Here is a 20,796-nt window from a genome sequence, read left to right as displayed (position 1 = left end):
CCAGTCTAGGTTGGGCGCATGGAGCGGGCAGGGGGAGAGCGACCGGTCACGGTCGACAACGAGGCGGGCGTCGTCGTGATCGGCGACGGCAACCAGGTGGGATTCGGCACGGGGACGACGGTCCGCTCGGCGTACCGGGAACAGGTCCGGCGCATCGCACCGCCGGAACTCATCGGCCGCGAGGACGAGTTGGCCGAGCTGGCCGCGTTCTGCCGTACGGGGGACGGGTACCGGTGGTGGCGGGCGGACGCCTGGGCCGGGAAGACGGCGCTCATGGCCTGGTTCGCGCTGAACCCGCCGGCCGGCGTGCGGATCGTCCCCTTCTTCATCACCGCCCGCCTCGGCTCGCAGAACGACGCCGTCGCGTACGTCGACGTGGTCCTGGAGCAACTCGCGGAGCTGGCGGGCGAGGGGATCCCGGCCCATCTGACCGCCGCCACCAAGGACGCCCACCTGTTCCGCCTGTACGGCGAGGCCTCCCGGGCCTGCGCCGCGCGCGGCGAACGGCTGGTCCTGCTCGTCGACGGCCTCGACGAGGACCGGGGCGTGACGACGGGCCCTGAGGCCCGCTCGATCGCGAGCCTGCTGCCCGCCGCCGGCCCCGTCGTCGTCTCCGGCCGGCTCAACCCGCCGCTCCCGGCGGACGTACGGCCGGACCATCCGCTGAGGAACCCGGAGATCGTACGGCTCCTCCCGCCCTCCCCGCAGGCCCGCGCGATCAGGGCGGAGGCCGAGCGCGAGCTCAAGCACCTGCTGGCGACCGGAGGTCTCCCGTACGAGCTCCTGGGGCTGGTCACCGCCTCGGGCGGCGGACTGACGGCGGACGACCTCGCGGAGCTGACCGGAGACGTGCCCTACCGGGTGCGGGACCTGCTGCGCACCGGCCCGGGGCGTACGTTCGCGCTCCGGGGCGAGGGCTATCTCCTCGCCCACGAGGAACTGGTCGTCCAGGCGCGGGAGATGCTGGGCCCGCGCGAACAGGAGCGGTGGCGCGGGGTCCTGCGCGGCTGGGCGGAGAGCCGACGGGCCGGGGGCTGGCCGGCGGACACGCCCGCGTACCTGCTGCACGGCTGGTTCACCATGCTGCGGGCGGCCGGAGACCCGGACGCGATGGTGGACTGCGCGCTCGACGCGGTACGGCACGACCGGCTGCTCGCCGCCACGGGCGGCGACGGGGCGGCGCTCGCCGAGATCGAGGCGGCGGGGGAGGCGGTGCTCGCGCGGGGCGACCGCCCCGCCCTGCTCACCGCGCTGCTGCGGCTCGCCCTGCGGCGGGCCGCGCTGCGGGACCGCAACGGCCAGGTCCCCGCCGGACTGCCCGTCGCCTGGGCCGAGCTCGGCGAGCGGGACCGCGCGCTGGCGCTCGCACGCGGACTCGCACCGCCGAACCGGATCCGGGCGCTGTGCGCCGTCGCCGAGCTGCTGCACGCCGACGGCCCGCGGGAACGGGCCCACGCCCTCCTGGACGAGGCCGACTCCCTGGCCCGCGCCGAACACCAGAGCCAGGAACGGCCCTTCGCGCTCTGGGCCGTCGGCGACTCCTGGCTCGCCGTCGGCGCCGCGGACCGGGCGGAGGAGGTCATGAACGCGCTGGCGGGGCCGATCCTGCGCCGTCGTCCGCTGCTGGCCCTGGTGGCCTTCCGCTGCGGCACGGGCGACTTCCGGCGTGCTCTGGGGGCGGTACGGGAGGTGCGGGAGGACCGGACCCGCGCCCTCGGCCACGCGATCGTCTGCGGCGCCCTCGCGGCATCGTCCCGCGCGACCGAGGCCCTCGCCCTCGCCCGGTCGGAGCAGGGGTTCGGGAAGATGCTGGGGCTGCTGCGGATCGCCGAGGCCCTGGGTACGGCCCAGGACTCCCCGCCCCCGGGCGCCGCCGCCGACGGCGATCCGCAGGAGCCGGTCCGGCCCGGCCGGCTCGTCGACGAGGCGCTCGCCGTCGTGGAGGACGAGGCCCCCGCCGGCGGGAGCGAGCTCGCCGCCGAGCTGATCACCGCACTCGTGGCCGCCGGAGCCGCCGGGCGGGCCGAGGCGCTCGCCGTGGAGCCCGGGACCTCGCGGCACGGTGAGGCGATGCGCCTCGCCCTGGTCAAGGCGCTGGCGGAGCGGGGGGACCCGGACCGGGCGGAGGGGCTGCTCGATCTGCTCGTCTCGGAGAGCAGCCGCAGCCACGCCCGCGCCGCACTCGTCGAGGCATGGGCGGAGGCGGACGCCGTCGACAGGATCCGTCCCGTTCTCGCCGCGCTGACCGACCGGTTCAGCCGTCCCCGCGCCGTACGGGCGGCCATCGGGGCCCTCGTCAGGACGGGGCACGTCGAGGAGGCCGAGGCACTGGCCGCGAGCGAACCGGACGTGACCGATCCGCAGGGGGCGGGCCTGAAGGTGTGCCTCGCCCGCGCCCTCACCGCGGCCGGTCACCGCGAGCGGGCCGCCGCACTCCTCAGCCGGGTGGAGGAGGCGAGCCGCGCGCCCCGGCACGAGCACGTCGCCCCTGTCCTGGCCGCCGTGGCGGAGGCGCTGGCCCTGGCGGGGCACCTCGCGCCCGCCCGGCTCCTCACGGACGGCCTGACGGCGGGGACGAACCGGGAGCCGCACCTCCTCCGGGTCGTCAGGGCCCTCCTCGCCACGGGCCGGTTCGAGGAGGCCGAGCTGCAGTCCCGGGGAGCACGCGTCAACCAGCGGGAGTACCTGGTCGGGCTGATCGCCCGCGCCCGGGGCGCCGAGGGGCCCGACGAGCTGATCCGGGAGTTCGGCCGGCCGGCCGTGCGACGCGGCTGCGTGCGGCTGGCTGTCGACGGCGTACCGCGCCCCCTGCTGCCCGCGCCCGAGACCGGGGTCCCGGTCGCGGAGGTGCAGGGGCGTGCGGACCGCGCCCGGGCCCTGCACGGGGAGGGCCGGGACGGCGAGGCGGCCCTGGAGCTGGACCGCGCGGTGGCCGCCGCGCGCGGGACCCTGCGGTACACGGCGGTGCCGCTGGCCGCCGTGGTGCGGGCGCAGACGGTCCTGGGGCGGCGGGAGCAGGCCGCGGAGCTGCTGGCGGAGGCGTCGGCGTACCTCCGGTTCGCCGACGGGCGCCGCGAGGTGTCGTTCGTGGCGCGGGCGTGGGTCGCGGCGGGCGGCTTCGACGCCGCGGAGTCGCTGGTGGCGGAGGCGACGGCGGAGCTGACCGAGGAGACGGCCGCGCTGCGGCTCGACCTCGCGGAGGAGCTGGCCCGCGCCGGTGAGCACGGGCGGGCCGAGGTCCTTCTCGACGGCCTCGCCCGCGTCGGGCTCGCCCGGGCCGGGGCCTACGCGGTGCTGGCCCTGGCCCACCCCGACCCCGGCCGCGCCCGCGAGATCACCGCGCTGGCCCTGCACGTGGGGCCCTGGTACGAGGCGCTGCCCGCCGTGCTGCGCCACGAGCCCGACGCCGTCCCCCTGGTCCTCGCCGAGGCCGGCCGGCTACGCCGAGCGCTGGAGGTCTGACGCCCGTACCTCCTCCGCGAACGGTTCGCCCCGGGTGTAGCGCGCCACCTCGTCGAGCGCCTGGTCCGCCATGCGGTGGAGTTCGTTGCCCAGGGAGCCCGCCACGTGCGGGGTGAGCAGGACGTTCGGGAGGGTGTAGAGGGGGGAGTCGGGGGGCGGGAGTTCCGGGTCGGTGACGTCCAGGGTCGCGTGGAGGCGGCCGGAGGTCAGGTGGGGGAGGAGGGCCCGCTCGTCGATCAGGGAGCCCCGGGACGTGTTGATCAGGGTCGTTCCGTCGCGCATCGCCGCCAGTTGGGGTGCGCCGATCATGTGGGCCGTGGACGGGAGCTGGGGGGCGTGGACCGAGACGACGGTGCTGCGGGCGCACAGCTCGTCGAGGTCGGTCACCAGTTCCGTGCCGGGGGGCGGGACGTCGACGTACGGGTCGTACAGGAGGATCTCGATGTCGAAGGGGCGCAGCAGGTCGATGACCCGGCGGCCGATCCGGGACGCGCCCACGATGCCGACCGTGCGGCGGTAGTTGCCCCAGGTCGCGGACTCGGTGAGCCAGGAGTGGTCGGCGCGGAGTTCGGCGTACCGCTGAGCCGAGCCGAGGACCCGCTTCCCGGCGAAGAGGATCGCGGCGAGCGTGTACTCGGCGACCGGCAGCGCGTTGGCCGCGGCGGCCGAGGTGACGCGCAGGCCGCGGTCCCAGCAGGCCTCGGTGATGTGGTGCTTGACCGAGCCGGCCGCGTGGACGACCGCCCGCAGGCGGGGTGCGCGGTCCAGGACGTCGGTGGTCAGGGGCGTCGCTCCCCAGCAGGTGAGGAGGATCTCGGCCTCGGCCAGCGCGCCGGCGGTCCGCGGGTCCCGGGACGTCAGGTCGTGGGCGACCAGCCGCGGGTCCGTGCGGGTGAGCGCGGCGAGGCGGCCGCGGTGGGTGTCGGTGAGGAGGCGTTCGGTCACGCCCTCGCCCATCGCGAGCAGCAGTGCGGGACGGTTGTCGGTGGTCGGGTGCATCGTGGTACCTGTGCTCCTCACTTGACGCTGCCGGCCGTCAGACCGGCCTTCCAGTGGCGCTGGAGGGAGACGAAGGCGACGACGAGGGGGACGACGGCGAGCAGGGATCCGGTGACGACGAGGGGGTAGAAGTCGGGTTCGGCGTGGGCGTTGCTGTTCCACGCGTACAGGCCGAGGCTCAGGGGGTAGAGCTTCTGGTCCGACAGCATCACCAGGGGGAGGAAGAAGTTGTTCCAGACGGCGGTGAACTGGAAGAGGAAGACGGTCACGAAGCCGGGCATCACCATGCGCAGGCCGATGGACCAGAAGACGCGGAGCTCGCCCGCCCCGTCGATACGGGCCGCCTCCAGGGCCTCGTCGGGGATGTAGCCGGCGCAGAAGACCCGGGACAGGTAGACGCCGAAGGGGTTGACGAGGACCGGGACGAGCACGGCCCAGTAGGTGTTGACGACGCCGACCTCGCTGGCCAGGAGGTACATCGGCAGGGCGAGCGCGGTGGTGGGGACGAGCACGCCGAGGAGGACGAGGCCGAAGAGCTGCTCCTTGCCCCGGAAGTCGTAGACGTGGAAGGCGTATCCGGCGGCGACGCTGACGAACGAGCAGGCGAGGGCGCCGAGTCCGGCGTACAGCAGGCTGTTGGCGTACCAGTGGAAGTAGATGCCGTCGTTGTACTCGGCGAGCCGGGTGAGGTTGCCGCCGAGGTCGAAGCCCTCGAAGGAGAAGGCGTTTCCGGCGAGCAGTCCGCCGGCGTCCTTGGTGGCGGCGGTCAGCAGCCAGACCAGCGGGAAGAGCATGTAGACGACGGCGAGGACGAGGGCGCCGTTGACGGCCGCCTTGGAGAGCCAGACGGAGCCGGTGCGGGGTCGGCCGGTCATGCCGTGCGCTCCTTCCCGGCCTTGCGGCGGCCCGTCATCCGCGTCACCGCGAACGACAGCAGGGCCGCCGTCAGGGCGAGGAGTACGGACGCCGCGGCGGCGAGTCCGTAGTCGTTGCGGTCGAAGGCCGCGGTGTAGGCGTACATGTTCGGCGTCCAGGTGGAGGTGACGGCCGAGCCCGTGCCCTTGTTGAGGATGAGCGGCTCGGTGAAGAGCTGGAGGGAGCCGATGATCGTGAAGAGGGCGACCATGGCGAGCGAGGCCTTGACGAGCGGGATCTTGACGGCGAAGGCGATGCGCCAGGCGCCGGCCCCGTCGACGGTGGCCGCTTCGAGGACGGAGCGGTCGATGGCCTGGAGGGCCGCGTAGAAGATGACCATGTTGTAGCCCAGCCACTCCCACAGCGCGATGTTGACGACGGAGGGCAGGGCGCCTTCGGGGGAGAAGAAGTCGAAGCCGATGCCTCCGGCCTCCATGGCCTGGACGACCGGGCTGAGCTGGGGTGTGTAGAGGTAGACCCAGATCAGCGCGGCGATGATGCCGGGGACGGCGTGCGGCAGGAACAGCGCGAGCTGGAAGAAGCGGCGGGCGCGGGCGAGCGCCGAGTCGAGCAGGAGGGCGAGGCCGAGGGCTCCGGCGAGCAGCAGCGGGATGTAGAGCAGGCAGTATCCGAGCAGGACGCCGAAGCCCTCGCGGAAGGCCCGGTCACCCAGCGCCGCGGTGTAGTTGTCGAGGCCGGTGAAGACGGTCTCGGTGCCGCCGAAGCCCAGTCCCGACTGCTTCTCGGTGAAGAGGCTGAGCCAGACCGCGTATCCGATCGGCACCACCATCACCGCGGTGAACAGCAGGAAGAAGGGGGTCAGCAGGATCGTGGCGGCGCGGGTGCGGGCCTTCATCCGGTCAGCCCTCGACCTTCAGGCCGCGCTTGGTCAGTTCGGCGACGGTGGCGTCATGGCCGGCCTTGACGGCGTCGGCGATGCCCGGGCCGCCCTGGGTGATCTTGCCGAAGTGGTCCTTGATGGTGGTGTTGGTGGTGCCGGTGGTCGGGCCCCAGGCCCAGTTCGGGCTGATGGAGGAGCCCGCGGCCTCGAAGAGGGCGTAGATGTCCTGGCCGCCGTAGTAGCCCGCGTCGAAGGCCTTCTTGGCGACGGGGCGGAGCGCGGTGGCGGCGGGGAAGGCGGAGGAGGTGCCGGAGGCGATCCGGGCCTTCACGCCGGCTTCGGTGGTGGACATCCACTCGGCGAAGGTGACGGCCGCGGCCTGCTGCTTGCTGTCCTTGGTCACGGCGAAGGAGGTGCCGCCGAGCATGCCGCTGGCGGGCTTGCCGTCCCAGCTGGGCATCGGGGCGACGCCCCACTTGCCGTCCTGCTCGGGCAGGGTGCCCTTGAGGACGCCCGCGCCCCAGGAGGCGCCGAGGTAGCCGATGGTGGTGCCGTTCTTGAGGGAGCCGGTCCACTCGGGGCTGAAGGAGGCGTTCTTGTGGACGAGCCCGGCGTCGAGGAGGCCCTGCCAGTAGCCGGCGACCTTGGTGGTGGCGGCGTCGGTGGTGTCGATCTTCCAGGTGTCGTTCTCGGCCTTGAACCACTGGGCGCCGGCCTGCCAGGCCATGGCCTCGAAGGTGGTCGGGTCGTCGGGGAAGAAGGTGGCGATACGGGCCTTGGCGTCGGCCTTCTTGACCTGCTCGGCGGCCTTCTTGAACTCGTCCCAGGTGGTGGGGACCTGGACCTTGTACTTCGCGAAGAGGTCCTTGCGGTAGAAGAAGGCCTGCGGGGCGGCGTCGAAGGGGACGGCCCAGGACTTGCCGCCGAGGGTGGTGAGTTCGACGGTCTGCGGGAGCAGCTTGGCCCGGTCGGCCTCGGTGAACTGGCCGCCGATGTCCTGGAGGGCGCCGGAGCTCACGAACTCGGGGAGCGAGGAGTACTCGATGGAGACGAGGTCGGGAGCGTTGCCGGCCTTCACGGCGTTGGAGATCTTGGCGTAGCCGCCGGCGGTGCCGGAGGGGATCTCCTCGAACTTCACCCGGATGTCGGTGTGGGAGGCGTTGAAGGCGTCGACGACGTCCTTGGAGCCCTTGGCCCAGCCCCAGAAGGTGATGGTCACGGGCCCGTTCGGCTTGTTCGCCGTGCTGTTCGCTGTGTCGTCACCGCTGCCGCCGCAGGCCGTGAGGACGGCGAGGGCGGTGGCGGTGCCGGCTATGACACGGGACGTTCTGCTCCAACTGCGGGTCACGGCACGACTCCTGAAGGGCGGCGGCGGGGGAGGTTGTGGCCGTGATCCTGTGACCGTTCATGACCGAAGTCAAGAGCGAAAGATTGATTGATCGAAAAAAGATCAGAAGCGAGTCGACCCGAACTCAGCCGGAGGACGTCGTGCGGGCCCCGCACGACTCCCGGACCCGCAGCCTCGGCAGCAGCCCCAGATGACGCCGCGCCGCGTCCTCGTCCGCGCCCTCCGTCAGCCGCTCCACCAGGAGTTCCGTGGCGTGCCGCCCCACCTGCCGCTTCGGCGGCGCCACCGCCGTCAGCGGGGTGTCGGCCAGCGCGGCGACCTCGTCGTCGTACGCGATCAGGGCCAGGTCCTGCGGCACGCGTACGCCCAGCTCGGCGAGGCGCTGCACGATCTCGATCGCGTCCACGTCGTTGTGCACCAGGGCCGCGCTCGCCAGGCCGGACCCGACCGCCTCGTGCAGGGCCCGCACCGCCCGCTCGAAGCCCGCCGGATCCGCCTCCGCCGGCACGGAGTCGATGACCGGCCGGGGCTCCGCGAGGCCCAAGGTGCCCAGCGCCTCGGCGTACCCGGCGCGCACCGCGAGCGCGGTCGGCGAGTCCCCGCGCGCCACGAGCAGCGGGGTCGCGTGGCCGAGGGCGAGCAGGTGGCGCAGGGCGAGCAGGACGCCGTGGGCGTGGTCGGACGCGACCCGGTCGAGGCCGTCCAGCGGGCTGCCGGGTTCGGCCCTGCGCTCCAGGAGCACGGCCGGTACGGGGAGTTCGGCCAGCCAGTCCCCGTACGCGCGCCGGTCCTCGGGCCCCCGCCAGCCCGGGGCGACGAGGACGCCCTCGGCGCCGGCCGCGAGCAGCCCCTCGGTGCGGGCCCTGTCCTCCTCCGGCCGGTAGTCCGAGACGCGCAGGACGAGCCGGGCGCCGGCGCGGGCGGCCGCCTCGTGCGCACCCCGGATGACCTCGGCGAAGTAGTAGGTGGCGGAGGGCGCGAGCAGGCCGAGGACCAGGCCCTCGCCGTTCCGTCCACCCCCCGGGGCGCCCCGCCGCTCGGGCCAGGACACCTGGCCGTGCACCCGGTCGAGCAGGCCCCGGCCGGCCAGGAGCTCGACGTCCCTGCGGGCGGTGACGGGGGAGACCCCGAGCCGCTCGGCCAGTTCGGCGACGCGGGCGGTGCCGCGCTCGCGCACCAGGGCCAGCAGTCGGTCGTGTCGTTCGGCAGCACTCTCGCGCACGGCGCAGTTCCCCCTCGCGGTGGTGGTGGTTCCCCGACCTTAGATCACACACGGCCCCTGAATGATCGAACGGAAGAAATTTCGATCATTCGCTCCGACTCTCTTGACGTTCGATCGGAGCCTGTCCAGGATTCCCGGCGACGGAGTCGTCACCGCGGGGAGCCCGAGAACCTTCCCGGGCGAGCCTCCGGGGAGCCCCAGGGAGCATCATGCCCACGCCGCCCGAGAACCGTGAGCTCAGCCCGTACACCGGCTGGACCCGTGCCCACTGGGAGGACACGGCCGACCGACTCCTCCTGGCGGTACGCCCGTTCGCCTCCCCGCGGCACGGACTGATCGACCTGCCGGGCCCCCGGCCCAGCTGGTCCGGAGCCCGCTCCGACGGCCTGGAGGGCTGGGCCCGCACCTTCCTCCTCGCGGCCCTCCGGGTCGCGGGCGCGCGTGGCGACGACCCGCACGGGCATCTCGACCGGTACGCGGAAGGGCTCGCCGCCGGGACCGCGAAGCCCGGACGCGCGGACGAGGAGTCCTGGCCCCTCACCGCCGACACCCGCCAGGCGATCGTCGAAGCGGCCTCCGTCGCCCTCGGACTCCGCCTCACCCGCCCCTGGCTCTGGGACCGGCTCGACGACCGCACCCGCGAGCAGGTCGTCGACTGGCTCCGCCCCGCCCTCGGCCCGTCGCCCGTCGACAACAACTGGTGGCTCTTCGGCCTCACCGTCGCCGGCTTCCTCCAGGACGCGGGCGTCGACACCGACCGGGCCGCCGCCACCGTCGACCGCTCCCTCGCCCGGATCGAGGACTGGTACCTCGGCCACGGCTGGTACAGCGACGGCGACAACCGCGCCTTCGACCACTACAACGCCTGGGCCCTGCACTTCTACCCGGTCCTCCACGCCCACCTCGCCGGGGACCGGGAGCTGCTCGACCGGTACGGGCCCCGTCTGCGCGCCCACCTCGACGACTACGTCCACCTCTTCGACGCCGACGGCGCCCCGCTCCCGTACGGGCGCTCCCTGATCTACCGCTTCGCCGCGGCCGCCGCCCCCTGGCTCGGCACCCTCACCGGGCACACCCCGCTCAGCCCCGGCGCCACCCGCCGCCTCGCCTCCGGGACCGTGCGGTACTTCCTCGACCGCGGCGCCGCCGACCCGGACGGGCTCCTCACGCTCGGCTGGCACGGCCCGTACGCGCCCCTGGTCCAGGAGTACTCGGGCCCCGGCTCCCCGTACTGGGCGTCCAAGGGCTTCCTCGGCCTCCTCCTGCCCGCCGGCCACCCCGCCTGGACCGACCGCGAGGAACCCCTGCCGGCCGAACGCGCCGACACCGTCCGCCCCTTCGCCCCGGCCGGGCTGCTCGTCCAGACCACCGCCGCCGACGGCCTCGTACGCCTCCACAACCACGGCAGCAACCATGTGCACAGTGCCGACGCCGGTGAGGACGACCCCGGTTACGCCCGCCTGGCGTACGCGACCCGCACGGGACCCACCACCGGGCCGGCCCCCGCCGACAACCACTTCGCGCTGCTCGTCGAGGCCAGGCCGACCACCAGGGGACCCGCCGCACCGGCCGGCACCGGCCCCGGCTGGGCCGCCTCCCGCCACACCCCCTGCCCCGGCGTCCGGGTCGTCTCCGCGACCCTCGCCCACGGCCGCGCCGAGGTCCGCGCCCACCTGGTCCTCGGCGCCCCGGAGGGGACGCCGGTACGGCAGACGGGCTGGGCCACCACCCCCGAGGGGCCGCACGCGCAGCTGCACCCGGTGCACGGCTACGCCGAGGACCGCGGAGCCGCCGTGCCCGCCACCGAACTCCCCACCGGGGAGACCCTCCAGGGGCCCGGCAGCCGCACCCTCGCCCTGCACGGCGCGACGAGCGGCCCGGCCGCCCTCTTCGTCGCGCTCGCCTCGCTCACCGCCGAGCCCGGCTGCCCGGCCCCGGTCGCGGACCTCGCGGCCGTCCGGGTCGCCGGCCACACCCTCCACGTGACCTGGCGGGACGGCACCGCCACCGGACTGGACCTCGACGCCCTGACCGGGTGAGCGGTGCGGGACGCGCCCGGCGGGTGAGCGGTGCGGGACGCGCGCGGCGGGGCGGATCCGCGTCCCGGGCTACTTCGGCCCGTACTTCCTGCCGGCCTTGGAGGAGACCCCGCCGAGGAGGCCGCGCGGCGCCAGCTTCACCACACCCATGAGGGCCTTGTAGCGGGGGTCGGGGATCGACAGCGACTTCCCCCGGTCCAGGTCCGCCAGCGCCGCCGTCACCAGCTTGTCCGCGTCGAGCCACATCCAGCCCGGGATGTTGTCCGTCCCCATCCCGGCCCGCTCGTGGAACTCGGTCCGTACGAAGCCGGGGCAGAGCGCCATCAGCCGCACGCCGCTGCCCGCCAGGTCCCGCGCCGCGCCCTGGGTGAACTGCACGACCCAGGCCTTCGACGCCCCGTAGGTGCCGCGCGGCACGAAGGCCGCCACCGAGGCGACGTTGACCACGGCGCCCCGTCGGCGCTCCTTCATCGAGGCGGCGGCCGCCGAGGTCAGCCGCAGCACCGCCTCGCAGTGCACCGTGAGCATCTTCAGCTCGTCGGCCATGGACACCTCGAGGAAGCGGCCCTTGTGGCCGAAGCCGGCGTTGTTCACGAGCATGTCCACCGGCTGCTTCGGGTCCGAGAGCCGGGCCTCGACGGCGGCGATGCCCTTCTCCTCGGCGAGGTCCGCCGCGAGCACCTCGGCCTCGATGCCGTGGCGGTCGTGCAGTTCCGTCGCCTGCTCCCGGAGCCGCTTCATGTCCCGGGCCACGAGCACGACATCGTGGCCGTCCGCGGCGAGCCTCCGCGCGAAAGCGGCCCCGATGCCCGCGGTGGCGCCCGTAATCAGTGCAGTCGTCATACGGGCACGGTAGTGCCACGGCGGAGCCGCTCTTGTCCGCGTACCGCCGACCAGACGCGGGCTACGCGCGCGCGTACTTCTCCGCGTACTGGCGTGCGAGCGCGAGGAGTCCGGACTCCATCCACTCGGCGGCGGCCAACGTGCGGGGGAGCAGGGTGCGTTCGGTGGTCGCGGCGCGGTGGAGCAGGGCGACGGTGATGTCGTGGTCGGGCCGGTGCACGACCGTGATCGGGTCGCCGGCGCGGATCTCGCCCGGCACGATCACCCGCAGCAGCGCGCCGGGACCGGCCTCGGACCGGGTGAACCGCTTGACCCAGCCCTTCTCCTCCAGGAAGCCCGCGAACGTACGGCAGGGGATGCGGCCGCCGGTGACCTCCAGGACGACCTCCTCGCCGATCCGCCAGCGCTCGCCGATCAGGGCGCCGTTGACGTCGAGGTCACGGGTCGTGAGGTTCTCGCCGAAGGAGCCGTTGGCGAGCGGGCGGCCGAGCTCGCTCTCCCACCGGTCCAGGTCCTCGCGCGCGAAGGCGTACGCGGCCCGGTCGTCGCCGCCGTGGAAGCGCAGGTCGCAGACGGTGTCCCCGGCGAGGCCGCTCTTGCCGACGCCGGGCGCCCCGGGCGCCTCGATCCGGACCGGTCCCTCGACGGGGCGCTTGTCGATGGCGGTCAGGCCGGAGGCGGCCTCGGTGTAGTCCACGGCCTTGGCGCGGCCCACATTCACACTCAGCAAGGTCATGTGGGCACTTTACGGGCACGCGCCTCAAAGCTGGAAGCGGAAAAGTGGGACGCCATCCAAGATTCGCTTATGCTGGAGCGCATGATCGAGGCTCGTCATCTCCGTGTTCTGCGCGCCGTCGCCGCCACCGGCTCGTTCTCGGCCGCCGCGCGCGAACTGGGCTGCACCCAGCCCGCCGTCAGCCAGCAGATGAAGGCCCTCGAAGGCTCCGCGGGGACGCCGCTGCTGATCCGTACGGGCCGCGAGATGCGCCTCACCGAGGCCGGCGAGGTCCTGGTCCGGCACGCCTCCGGCATCCTCGCCGGGCTGACCGCCGCGGAGGAGGAGGTCGCCGCGATCGCCGGGCTCCGCGCGGGCCGGGTCCGGCTGGTCTCCTTCCCCAGTGGCAGCTCCACGCTCGTCCCCACCGCGCTCGCCGCGCTGCGGGCCGCGCACCCCGGCACCCGGGTCTCGCTGGTCGAGGCCGAACCGCCGCGCTCGATCGAGATGCTCCGCGAGGGCGACTGCGACGTTGCCCTCGCCTTCCGGTACGGCGGCGGCTCGCCCGGCCGGCCGGGCGACGGGCAGGCCGAATGGGACGACCTGGTGGTCCGCCCGATCCTGGCCGACCGCCTGGTGGGCCTGGTCCCCGAGGGGCACCGGCTCGCCGGGGCCGGGTCCGTGGGCATGGCCGAACTGGCCGACGAGTCCTGGATCGCGGGCTGCCCGCGCTGCCGCCGCCAGCTCGTCGACGTGTGCGAGGAGGCGGGCTTCACCCCCCGCATCGACTTCGCCACCGACGACTACCCGGCCGTGGTGGGCCTGGTCGGCGCCGGCCTCGGCGTGGCCGTCCTGCCGGAGCTGGCCATCGAGTCCGTACGGCCCAGGGGGGCGCGGACCGTGGCCGTGGAGCCCGCCGTGGAGCGGGAGATCGTGGCCCTGACGCTGCCCGACCTGGCGAAGGTGCCCGCCGTCGCCGCCACGCTGGACGAACTGACCCGGGCCGCCACGCGCGCGTAGGACGCCGCCTCGCGCGCGCGTGGGCGCGGCCCCGGCCGATGCTCCGGTCAGTGGTGTTCCGGTCGGTGGTCTTCCGTCCGGTGGTGTGCCGGTGGGCGCTATTGAGGTGGGTGCTTAGTTGAGGAAACGTTCCTTCACATGCGCTCCACAATCGGCCGGCCTGCTGCCGACGCCGGTGTCGTCATGGATGTCACGGAAGCCGCGGACGCGACCGACGGGGTCGTCGGCGCCGTCGTGATCAGGCGATTGCGCGCGCGTCCCATGAGCTCTTCGCGTTCGTCCTCGGTGAGGCCGCCCCATACGCCGTAGGGCTCCCGCACGGCGAGTGCGTGTGCCGCGCACTCCGCGCGTACCGGGCACCGCATGCAGACCTCTTTCGCCGAGTTCTCACGCGCACTCCGTGCCGCGCCGCGCTCTCCCTCGGGGTGGAAGAACAGGGAGCTGTCGACGCCGCGGCAGGCCGCGAGCAGTTGCCAGTCCCACAGATCGGCGTTGGGTCCGGGAAGGCGGGAGAAATCTGCCATTGCGCTTGTCCCCTTGAAACCGTGTCGAACGGATAGGTGGGCGGGTGGATGGCTGATCGCCGGGGCTCCTCGGGCCCCGTGGGTCCGGGTCGGTACACCTACTGTCTAAGTAGATGTAAATATGACTCATTGCGAATCTAGCCACAGACACCGCGAAAAGGGAAGAAATCCCGCTAAATGGGGCATAGCTTTCGATGTTGGGCAGAAGGGCCGCGTCGCTCTCCTCCGCGTACGACCCCTCACGTAGAGTGCCGAAGGGTGCCGTCCGACCCGTAACTCTTTCGAGTGACCGTCGTTGAGTGTGCGGAGGCGGTTGAAGGAACAAGCGATCGGGCAGGTGTCCGAGAGCGTCAATCGCACAGGTGACGATTACGTACAGCCCTGGAGGCTCAAGGTGACGCGCTACAGCTGCGAGAGCCGCGGAGGTCAGGCATGACATCCGTCCTCGTCTGCGACGACTCCCCGCTTGCCCGAGAGGCGCTCCGCCGCGCGGTCGCGACCGTGCCCGGCGTCGAGCGCGTGACCACCGCGGCCAACGGCGAGGAAGTCCTCCGCCGCTGGGGCGCGGACCGCTCGGACCTGATTCTGATGGACGTACGCATGCCCGGTCTGGGCGGCGTGGAGACCGTTCGCCGGCTGCTCTCCGCGGACCCCGGCGCCCGCATCATCATGCTCACGGTCGCCGAGGACCTCGACGGCGTCGCCCTCGCGGTCGCCGCGGGCGCCCGCGGCTATCTGCACAAGGACGCCTCGCGCGCCGAACTGCGGGCCACGGTCACCCAGGCGCTGGCCGACCCGACCTGGCGGCTCGCCCCGCGCCGACTCCGTTCGGCCGAGATGGGCGCCGCGCCCACCCTCACCGCGCGCGAGATCCAGGTCCTCGAAGGCATGAGCCACGGCCGGTCCAACGCCGAGATCGGCCGCGAGCTCTTCCTCTCCGAGGACACGGTCAAGACCCACGCCCGACGCCTCTTCAAGAAGCTCGGTGCCTCCGACCGGGCGCACGCGGTCGCCCTCGGATTCCGCTGGGGCCTGGTCCGCTGAATCGCAGGTCACCGGCCACCTCCCCGTCCTCGCCCGCGTCCGTCGCGGGGTGGGCGGGGCGGGCTTGTGTCACTTCCCCGCGCTATGCCGCATCCTTGAGATGTGGAGTTCCTCGGGGACGAGTCGATCGAGCGGGAGGGGAGGGCGCGGGAGATGGGTTCCGGTTCCGGCGCACCTGCTCATAACGCTTCGGTGCACAACTACGGACGCGGTGCTACGAACGCCGAGGCGTCGGGGCACCATGGAGCGATGCGCGACGACGAGACCGTGGGGTCCCCCATGCCTGCCGGGCAGGGGGAGATCGGCGCGCTCGTACACCGTGCGGTCGAGGGCGACGCCCAGGCGACGCACGACCTGCTCGCACGGGTGCACCCGCTCGCGCTGCGGTACTGCCGCACCCGTCTCAACCGGCTCCCGGGCGACGCCCGGCACTTCGTCGAGGACCTGGCCCAGGAGGTCTGCGTCGCCGTCCTGATGGCGCTGCCGCGCTACAAGGACACGGGCAGGCCCTTCGAGGCGTTCGTCTTCGCCATCGCCGGACACAAGGTCGCCGACCTCCAGCGGGCCGCCATGCGGCACCCGGGGTCCACGGCCGTCCCCTCCGACGAGATGCCCGAGCGCCCCGACGACTCCCTCGGCCCGGAGGAGCGCGCGCTCCTCAGCGATGACGCCGAATGGGCCAAGAAGCTGCTCGCCAACCTCCCGGAGAACCAGCGCGAACTGCTCGTGCTGCGGGTCGCGGTCGGGCTGACCGCCGAGGAGACCGGGCAGATGCTCGGCATGTCCCCGGGGGCCGTCCGGGTCGCGCAGCACCGCGCGCTCAGCCGGCTCAGGGCGCTGGCCGAGCAGTAGTCACGGGGCGGCGGTGGCCGACCAGTAAGACTCACCGGCGCCAGTCGTCCCTTTCGTACACGTGCGAAGGTCCAAAGCTTGCGGCTGATCTTGATCGTGGAATGAGACACCGCTTCAGCCCGTTAGCATGGACATCCGCACCGATCAAGGCCATTTGGGGAAGGTGTCATGACTGCAAACGTCGACGGAGTGCCCGAGAAATTCGCGACACTCGGGCTGACCTACGACGACGTGCTGCTGCTGCCGGGCGCGTCCGAGGTCCTCCCGAACGCGGTCGACACCTCGTCCCGCATCTCCCGCAACGTCCGCGTGAACATCCCGCTGCTCTCGGCGGCGATGGACAAGGTCACCGAGTCCCGCATGGCCATTGCCATGGCGCGGCAGGGCGGCGTGGGCGTGCTGCACCGCAACCTGTCCATCGAGGACCAGGTCAACCAGGTCGACCTCGTGAAGCGCTCCGAGTCCGGCATGGTGACCGACCCGATCACCGTGCACCCGGACGCGACGCTGGCCGAGGCCGACGCGCTCTGCGCCAAGTTCCGCATCAGCGGCGTCCCGGTCACCGACCCGGCCGGCAAGCTCCTCGGCATCGTCACCAACCGCGACATGGCGTTCGAGTCGGACCGCAGCCGCCAGGTGCGCGAGGTCATGACCCCGATGCCGCTGGTCACCGGCAAGGTCGGCATCTCCGGCGTGGACGCCATGGAGCTGCTCCGCCGCCACAAGATCGAGAAGCTGCCGCTGGTCGACGAGGCGGGCATCCTCAAGGGCCTCATCACGGTCAAGGACTTCGTGAAGGCGGAGAAGTACCCGCACGCCGCGAAGGACAAGGAAGGCCGCCTGCTTGTCGGCGCGGCCGTCGGCGCCAGCCCCGAGGCGCTGGAGCGCGCCCAGGGCCTCGCCGAGGCCGGTGTCGACTTCCTGATCGTCGACACCTCCCACGGCCACAACAGCAACGCCCTCAACTGGATGGCGAAGATCAAGTCCAGCGTCGGCGTCGACGTCATCGGCGGCAACGTCGCGACGCGTGACGGCGCGCAGGCCCTGATCGACGCCGGTGTCGACGGCGTCAAGGTCGGCGTCGGCCCCGGCTCCATCTGCACCACGCGCGTGGTCGCGGGCATCGGTGTCCCGCAGGTCACCGCCATCTACGAGGCGGCGCTCGCCGCCCGCGCCGCCGGCGTCCCGGTCATCGGCGACGGCGGTCTGCAGTACTCCGGTGACATCGGCAAGGCGCTCGCCGCCGGTGCCGACACGGTCATGCTGGGCAGCCTCCTCGCCGGGTGCGAGGAGTCCCCGGGCGAGCTGCAGTTCATCAACGGCAAGCAGTTCAAGTCGTACCGGGGCATGGGCTCGCTGGGCGCGATGCAGTCCCGCGGCCAGGGTCGGTCCTACTCCAAGGACCGCTACTTCCAGGCCGAGGTCGCCTCGGACGACAAGCTCGTGCCCGAGGGCATCGAGGGCCAGGTGCCCTACCGCGGCCCCCTGGCCAACGTCCTGCACCAGCTCGTCGGCGGTCTGCGCCAGACCATGGGCTACGTGGGCGCGGCCACCATCGAGGAGATGGAGTCGAAGGGCCGCTTCGTCCGGATCACGTCCGCGGGCCTCAAGGAGAGCCACCCGCACGACATCCAGATGACGGTCGAGGCGCCGAACTACAGCAGGAAGTAACACAGCGCGACGCGTGGGGGCGGTTCCGGCATGTGGCCGGAGCCGCCCCTCACGCTTGTGTCGGGGATACTGGTAGGCGCAGACGTAGAGGGAAAGGCCACACATCGTGACTGAGATCGAGATCGGGCGCGGCAAGCGCGGCCGCAGGGCGTACGCGTTCGACGACATCGCCGTCGTTCCGAGCCGGCGCACCCGGGACCCGAAGGAGGTCTCGATCGCCTGGCAGATCGATGCCTACCGCTTCGAGCTCCCCTTCCTGGCCGCCCCCATGGACTCGGTCGTGTCGCCGCAGACCGCGATCCGCATCGGTGAGCTGGGCGGCCTGGGCGTCCTGAACCTGGAGGGTCTCTGGACCCGGTACGAGGACCCGCAGCCGCTGCTCGACGAGATCGCCGAGCTGGACGAGGCGACCGCGACCCGCCGTCTGCAGGAGATCTACGCGGCCCCGATCAAGGAAGAGCTGATCGGGCAGCGCATCAAGGAGGTGCGCGACTCCGGTGTCGTCACCGCCGCCGCGCTCTCCCCGCAGCGGACCGCGCAGTTCTCCAAGGCCGTCGTCGACGCCGGCGTGGACATCTTCGTCATCCGCGGCACCACGGTCTCCGCCGAGCACGTGTCCGGCGCGTCCGAGCCGCTGAACCTGAAGCAGTTCATCTACGAGCTCGACGTCCCGGTCATCGTCGGCGGCTGCGCCACGTACACCGCGGCCCTGCACCTGATGCGCACCGGCGCGGCGGGTGTCCTCGTCGGCTTCGGCGGCGGCGCGGCGCACACCACGCGCAACGTGTTCGGCATCCAGGTCCCGATGGCGACCGCGGTCGCCGACGTGGCCGCGGCCCGCCGCGACTACATGGACGAGTCCGGCGGCCGGTACGTGCACGTCATCGCCGACGGCGGCGTCGGCTGGTCCGGCGACCTGCCGAAGGCGATCGCCTGCGGCGCCGACGCGGTCATGATGGGCTCCCCGCTGGCCCGCGCCACGGACGCGCCCGGCAAGGGCCACCACTGGGGCATGGAGGCCGTCCACGAGGACGTGCCGCGCGGCAAGCTCGTCGACCTGGGCGTCGTCGGCACCACCGAGGAGATCCTCGCGGGCCCGTCGCACATCCCGGACGGCTCGATGAACTTCTTCGGCGCCCTGCGCCGCGCGATGGCCACCACCGGCTACAGCGAGCTCAAGGAGTTCCAGCGCGTCGAGGTCACGGTCGCGGACTCCCAGCACAAGCGCTGACGTCCGTCCCGCACGTACGAGGAGGGGCCCCGCACCGGGTGGTGCGGGGCCCCTCCCGCGTCCGGACGCGTCCGGACGGAGCGGTCGCGCGGGTCAGGCGGAGACCTTCTTGGTGATGGCGAAGCCCTCGTATCCGGCGATGCCGTAGAAGAGCAGGTCCATCGCCCCGAGCTCCGCCTTCCACGCCGTGAAGAGGTCGGAGAAGTGCGTGGTGAGCATCTCGGTCGTGGTCGGGGCCCGGTACGGCGTGGCCAGCTCGGCCCACCAGCTGATCATCATGGCGAAGCCGAGGAGCTGGCCCGCGAAGACGCCGAGCAGGGCGATCAGCACGCCCGCGAATGGCAGGGCCGGGTGGGAGCCGCCCACCTTGCCGAGGGCGAGGCCGACCAGGGCGCCGACGCCGAGCGCGAGGATGCCGAGCTGGGTGTAGCTGCCGTCTTCCTCAGCCATGGCGCGCATGAGGTAGCCGAGGACGAGCGCGCCGAAGGCGGCGGCGACGACGCCCGCGAGCAGGCCCAGGCCCAGGTTGTTGCGGACCGGGGCCGGCGGCGGGGCGGCCGCGTACGGGCTGGGCGTGCCGCCGTCGGCGAACGGGTTGCCGGACGGCGGCGGAACGGGCTGGCTCATGCGGTGGATCCCCCCGGGAGCGTGGACGCACGGGTGTGCGAACGAGAGCCCGGAGATTAGCAGTCGGCTGTGACGGTGTCCTGGGGAATTCGGGTGCTGTGCCTGGTCAGAGGCGGTGGGCCGCGCCTCCGGGCGTGGCCCCGCGGGTGTCGAGGAGGAGTTGCGCCTTCACCGCCAGCCCTTGGAGGTCGTACGTGCGGTGGTGCTGGAGCAGGACCGTCAGGTCGGCGTGGGCGGCGGCCTCGTACAGGGAGTCCGCGCGGGGGACGGGGACCTCGCGGACGCGCCAGTCGGCGACGTGCGGGTCGTGGTAGCTGACCGCCGCGCCCAGGTCCATCAGGCGGCGGGCGATCTCGTCGGCGGGGGAGCCCTGGCGGTCCGGCAGGTCGGGCTTGTACGTGATCCCGAGCAGCAGGACCCGGGCGCCGCGGGCCGACTTGCCGTGCTCGTTGAGGAGGGTGGCGGCGCGCTGGACCACGTACTGCGGCATGCGCTCGTTGACCTGGCCGGCGAGTTCGACGAGCCGGAGCGGGCGGTGGGCGCCGACGGTGTCGACGGGGACGCCGTGGCCGCCGACCCCGGGGCCCGGGCGGAAGGCCTGGAAGCCGAAGGGCTTGGTCTCGGCGCAGCGGATGACGTCCCAGAGGTCGACGCCGAGCTCGTGGCAGAGCACCGCCATCTCGTTGACCAGGGCGATGTTGACGTGCCGGAAGTTGGTCTCCAGGAGCTTGACCGTCTCCGCCTCGCGGGGGCCACGCGCGCGTACCACCTTGTCGGTGAGCCGGCCGTAGAAGGCGGCCGCCGCCTCGGTGCAGGCCGGGGTGAGGCCGCCGATGACCTTGGGGGTGCCGGCGAAGCCGTGCGTACGGCTGCCGGGGTCGAGGCGGCCGGGGGAGTACGCGAGGTGGAAGTCGCGTCCGGCGCGCAGGCCCGAGCCCTCTTCGAGGAGGTCCCTGAGCAGGCCCTCGGTGGTGCCCGGGGGGACCGGGGACTCGAGGAGGACGGTGGTGTGCGGGCGCAGCCGGGCGGCGAGCGCGCGGGCCGCTTCGGTGACGGCGGTGAGGTCGAGGGCGCGGTCGGGGCCCAGGGGGGTCGGGGGGCAGAGGACGGCGGTGCGGACCCGGCCGAGTTCGGCGGGGTCGGCGGTCGGCCGGAAGCCCCCCGAGAGCATCCGGCGGATCTCCGGGACGGTGAGGGAGCCGTCGACCGGGGAGCGGCCCGCGGCGAGTTCGGCGACGGAGCGGGGATCGGTGTCGTAGCCGAGGGTGGCGATGCCGGCGGCGGCCGCGGCCTGGGCCAGGGGGAGTCCGTGGTGGCCGAGGCCGATGACGGCGAGATCAGCGGGCATGGGGGGTGGGCCGTCCTTCCCGATAGCCGGAGGGAACGCGACGCGCAAGCCCGGTGGACAGAACAGGTCGAGCGCAATGTCAGACTAGGCGTAAA

At 73.1% G+C, this 20,796-nt stretch carries 17 protein-coding genes; 7 read left to right on the top strand and 10 right to left on the bottom strand.

The annotated features are described in order from the left end of the window. The first annotated feature begins 18 nt into the window (after positions 1 to 18). Positions 19 to 3,462, top strand: coding sequence for a hypothetical protein (locus AMK27_RS21165; protein ID WP_073910528.1), 3,444 nt, complete (start codon positions 19 to 21; stop codon positions 3,460 to 3,462). Here the strand turns inward: AMK27_RS21165 and AMK27_RS21160 are convergent. The 5 genes from AMK27_RS21160 to AMK27_RS21140 form a co-directional block, all read right to left on the bottom strand. Continuing rightward, positions 3,439 to 4,461, bottom strand: a complete 1,023-nt coding sequence (locus AMK27_RS21160) for a hydroxyacid dehydrogenase (RefSeq protein WP_073910524.1) — start codon at positions 4,459 to 4,461, stop codon at positions 3,439 to 3,441. The genes AMK27_RS21165 and AMK27_RS21160 overlap by 24 nt on opposite strands. Positions 4,462 to 4,478: 17 nt before the next feature. Then, positions 4,479 to 5,336 carry a carbohydrate ABC transporter permease gene (locus AMK27_RS21155; RefSeq protein WP_073910520.1) on the bottom strand — a complete coding sequence of 286 codons (858 nt, stop codon included), beginning with the start codon at positions 5,334 to 5,336 and terminating at the stop codon, positions 4,479 to 4,481. Then, the gene (locus AMK27_RS21150; RefSeq protein WP_073910517.1) at positions 5,333 to 6,232 is read right to left on the bottom strand and encodes a carbohydrate ABC transporter permease; all 900 of its coding nucleotides are present in this window, start codon (positions 6,230 to 6,232) and stop codon (positions 5,333 to 5,335) included. Before AMK27_RS21150 ends, AMK27_RS21155 begins: the two co-directional genes overlap by 4 nt. A gap of 4 nt (positions 6,233 to 6,236) precedes the next feature. Beyond that, on the bottom strand, positions 6,237 to 7,565 hold the full coding sequence (locus AMK27_RS21145; protein WP_073910514.1) for an ABC transporter substrate-binding protein: 1,329 nt from the start codon (positions 7,563 to 7,565) through the stop codon (positions 6,237 to 6,239). Positions 7,566 to 7,689: 124 nt separating this feature from the next. Further along, on the bottom strand, positions 7,690 to 8,787 hold the full coding sequence (locus AMK27_RS21140) for a substrate-binding domain-containing protein (protein WP_073910510.1): 1,098 nt from the start codon (positions 8,785 to 8,787) through the stop codon (positions 7,690 to 7,692). Positions 8,788 to 8,996: 209 nt separating this feature from the next. On the opposite strand from AMK27_RS21140, the gene AMK27_RS21135 reads away from it, so the two are divergent. Next, complete coding sequence (locus tag AMK27_RS21135; protein WP_073910506.1) at positions 8,997 to 10,826, top strand: DUF2264 domain-containing protein; 1,830 nt, start codon at positions 8,997 to 8,999, stop codon at positions 10,824 to 10,826. 69 nt (positions 10,827 to 10,895) lie between these two features. Here AMK27_RS21135 and AMK27_RS21130 read toward each other — a convergent pair whose 3' ends face one another. Both AMK27_RS21130 and AMK27_RS21125 read right to left on the bottom strand, forming a co-directional pair. Next, positions 10,896 to 11,669: an SDR family NAD(P)-dependent oxidoreductase gene (locus AMK27_RS21130; protein ID WP_073910503.1), complete on the bottom strand. Its 774-nt coding sequence runs from the start codon at positions 11,667 to 11,669 to the stop codon at positions 10,896 to 10,898. Positions 11,670 to 11,730: 61 nt separating this feature from the next. Further along, positions 11,731 to 12,405, bottom strand: coding sequence for an MOSC domain-containing protein (locus tag AMK27_RS21125; protein ID WP_073910500.1), 675 nt, complete (start codon positions 12,403 to 12,405; stop codon positions 11,731 to 11,733). Positions 12,406 to 12,486: 81 nt separating this feature from the next. Here AMK27_RS21125 and AMK27_RS21120 point away from each other — a divergent pair, with 81 nt between their 5' ends. Continuing rightward, the gene (locus tag AMK27_RS21120; protein ID WP_073911867.1) at positions 12,487 to 13,404 is read left to right on the top strand and encodes a LysR family transcriptional regulator; all 918 of its coding nucleotides are present in this window, start codon (positions 12,487 to 12,489) and stop codon (positions 13,402 to 13,404) included. Positions 13,405 to 13,538: 134 nt separating this feature from the next. Here AMK27_RS21120 and AMK27_RS21115 read toward each other — a convergent pair whose 3' ends face one another. Then, complete coding sequence (locus tag AMK27_RS21115) at positions 13,539 to 13,928, bottom strand: WhiB family transcriptional regulator (protein WP_073910497.1); 390 nt, start codon at positions 13,926 to 13,928, stop codon at positions 13,539 to 13,541. Between the two features lie 432 nt (positions 13,929 to 14,360). Between AMK27_RS21115 and AMK27_RS21110 the strand changes: the two genes are divergently transcribed. From AMK27_RS21110 to AMK27_RS21095, 4 genes are all read left to right on the top strand, one after another. Further along, positions 14,361 to 14,972, top strand: a complete 612-nt coding sequence (locus AMK27_RS21110; RefSeq protein WP_003948568.1) for a response regulator transcription factor — start codon at positions 14,361 to 14,363, stop codon at positions 14,970 to 14,972. A 249-nt stretch (positions 14,973 to 15,221) separates the two neighbouring features. Further along, positions 15,222 to 15,824, top strand: a complete 603-nt coding sequence (locus AMK27_RS21105) for a sigma-70 family RNA polymerase sigma factor (protein ID WP_030318557.1) — start codon at positions 15,222 to 15,224, stop codon at positions 15,822 to 15,824. Positions 15,825 to 15,992: 168 nt separating this feature from the next. Continuing rightward, positions 15,993 to 17,495 (top strand): IMP dehydrogenase, encoded by a 1,503-nt coding sequence (gene guaB, locus AMK27_RS21100; protein ID WP_030318555.1) that lies wholly within the window; start codon positions 15,993 to 15,995, stop codon positions 17,493 to 17,495. A 106-nt stretch (positions 17,496 to 17,601) separates the two neighbouring features. Next, positions 17,602 to 18,726 (top strand): GuaB3 family IMP dehydrogenase-related protein, encoded by a 1,125-nt coding sequence (locus AMK27_RS21095; RefSeq protein ID WP_030318553.1) that lies wholly within the window; start codon positions 17,602 to 17,604, stop codon positions 18,724 to 18,726. Positions 18,727 to 18,819: 93 nt separating this feature from the next. On the opposite strand, the gene AMK27_RS21090 is transcribed toward AMK27_RS21095, so the two are convergent. Continuing rightward, a complete protein-coding gene (locus AMK27_RS21090) occupies positions 18,820 to 19,353 on the bottom strand; it encodes a hypothetical protein (protein WP_073910489.1) in 534 nt (177 codons plus the stop codon). Positions 19,354 to 19,459: 106 nt separating this feature from the next. After that, positions 19,460 to 20,701, bottom strand: coding sequence for a nucleotide sugar dehydrogenase (locus AMK27_RS21085; protein WP_073910486.1), 1,242 nt, complete (start codon positions 20,699 to 20,701; stop codon positions 19,460 to 19,462). Between the last annotated feature and the right edge of the window lie 95 nt (positions 20,702 to 20,796).

It is taken from the genome of Streptomyces sp. CB02009, from assembly GCF_001905825.1.
Taxonomy (GTDB): Bacteria; Actinomycetota; Actinomycetes; order Streptomycetales; family Streptomycetaceae; genus Streptomyces.
This window is presented reverse-complemented; position numbering and strand designations above follow the sequence as displayed.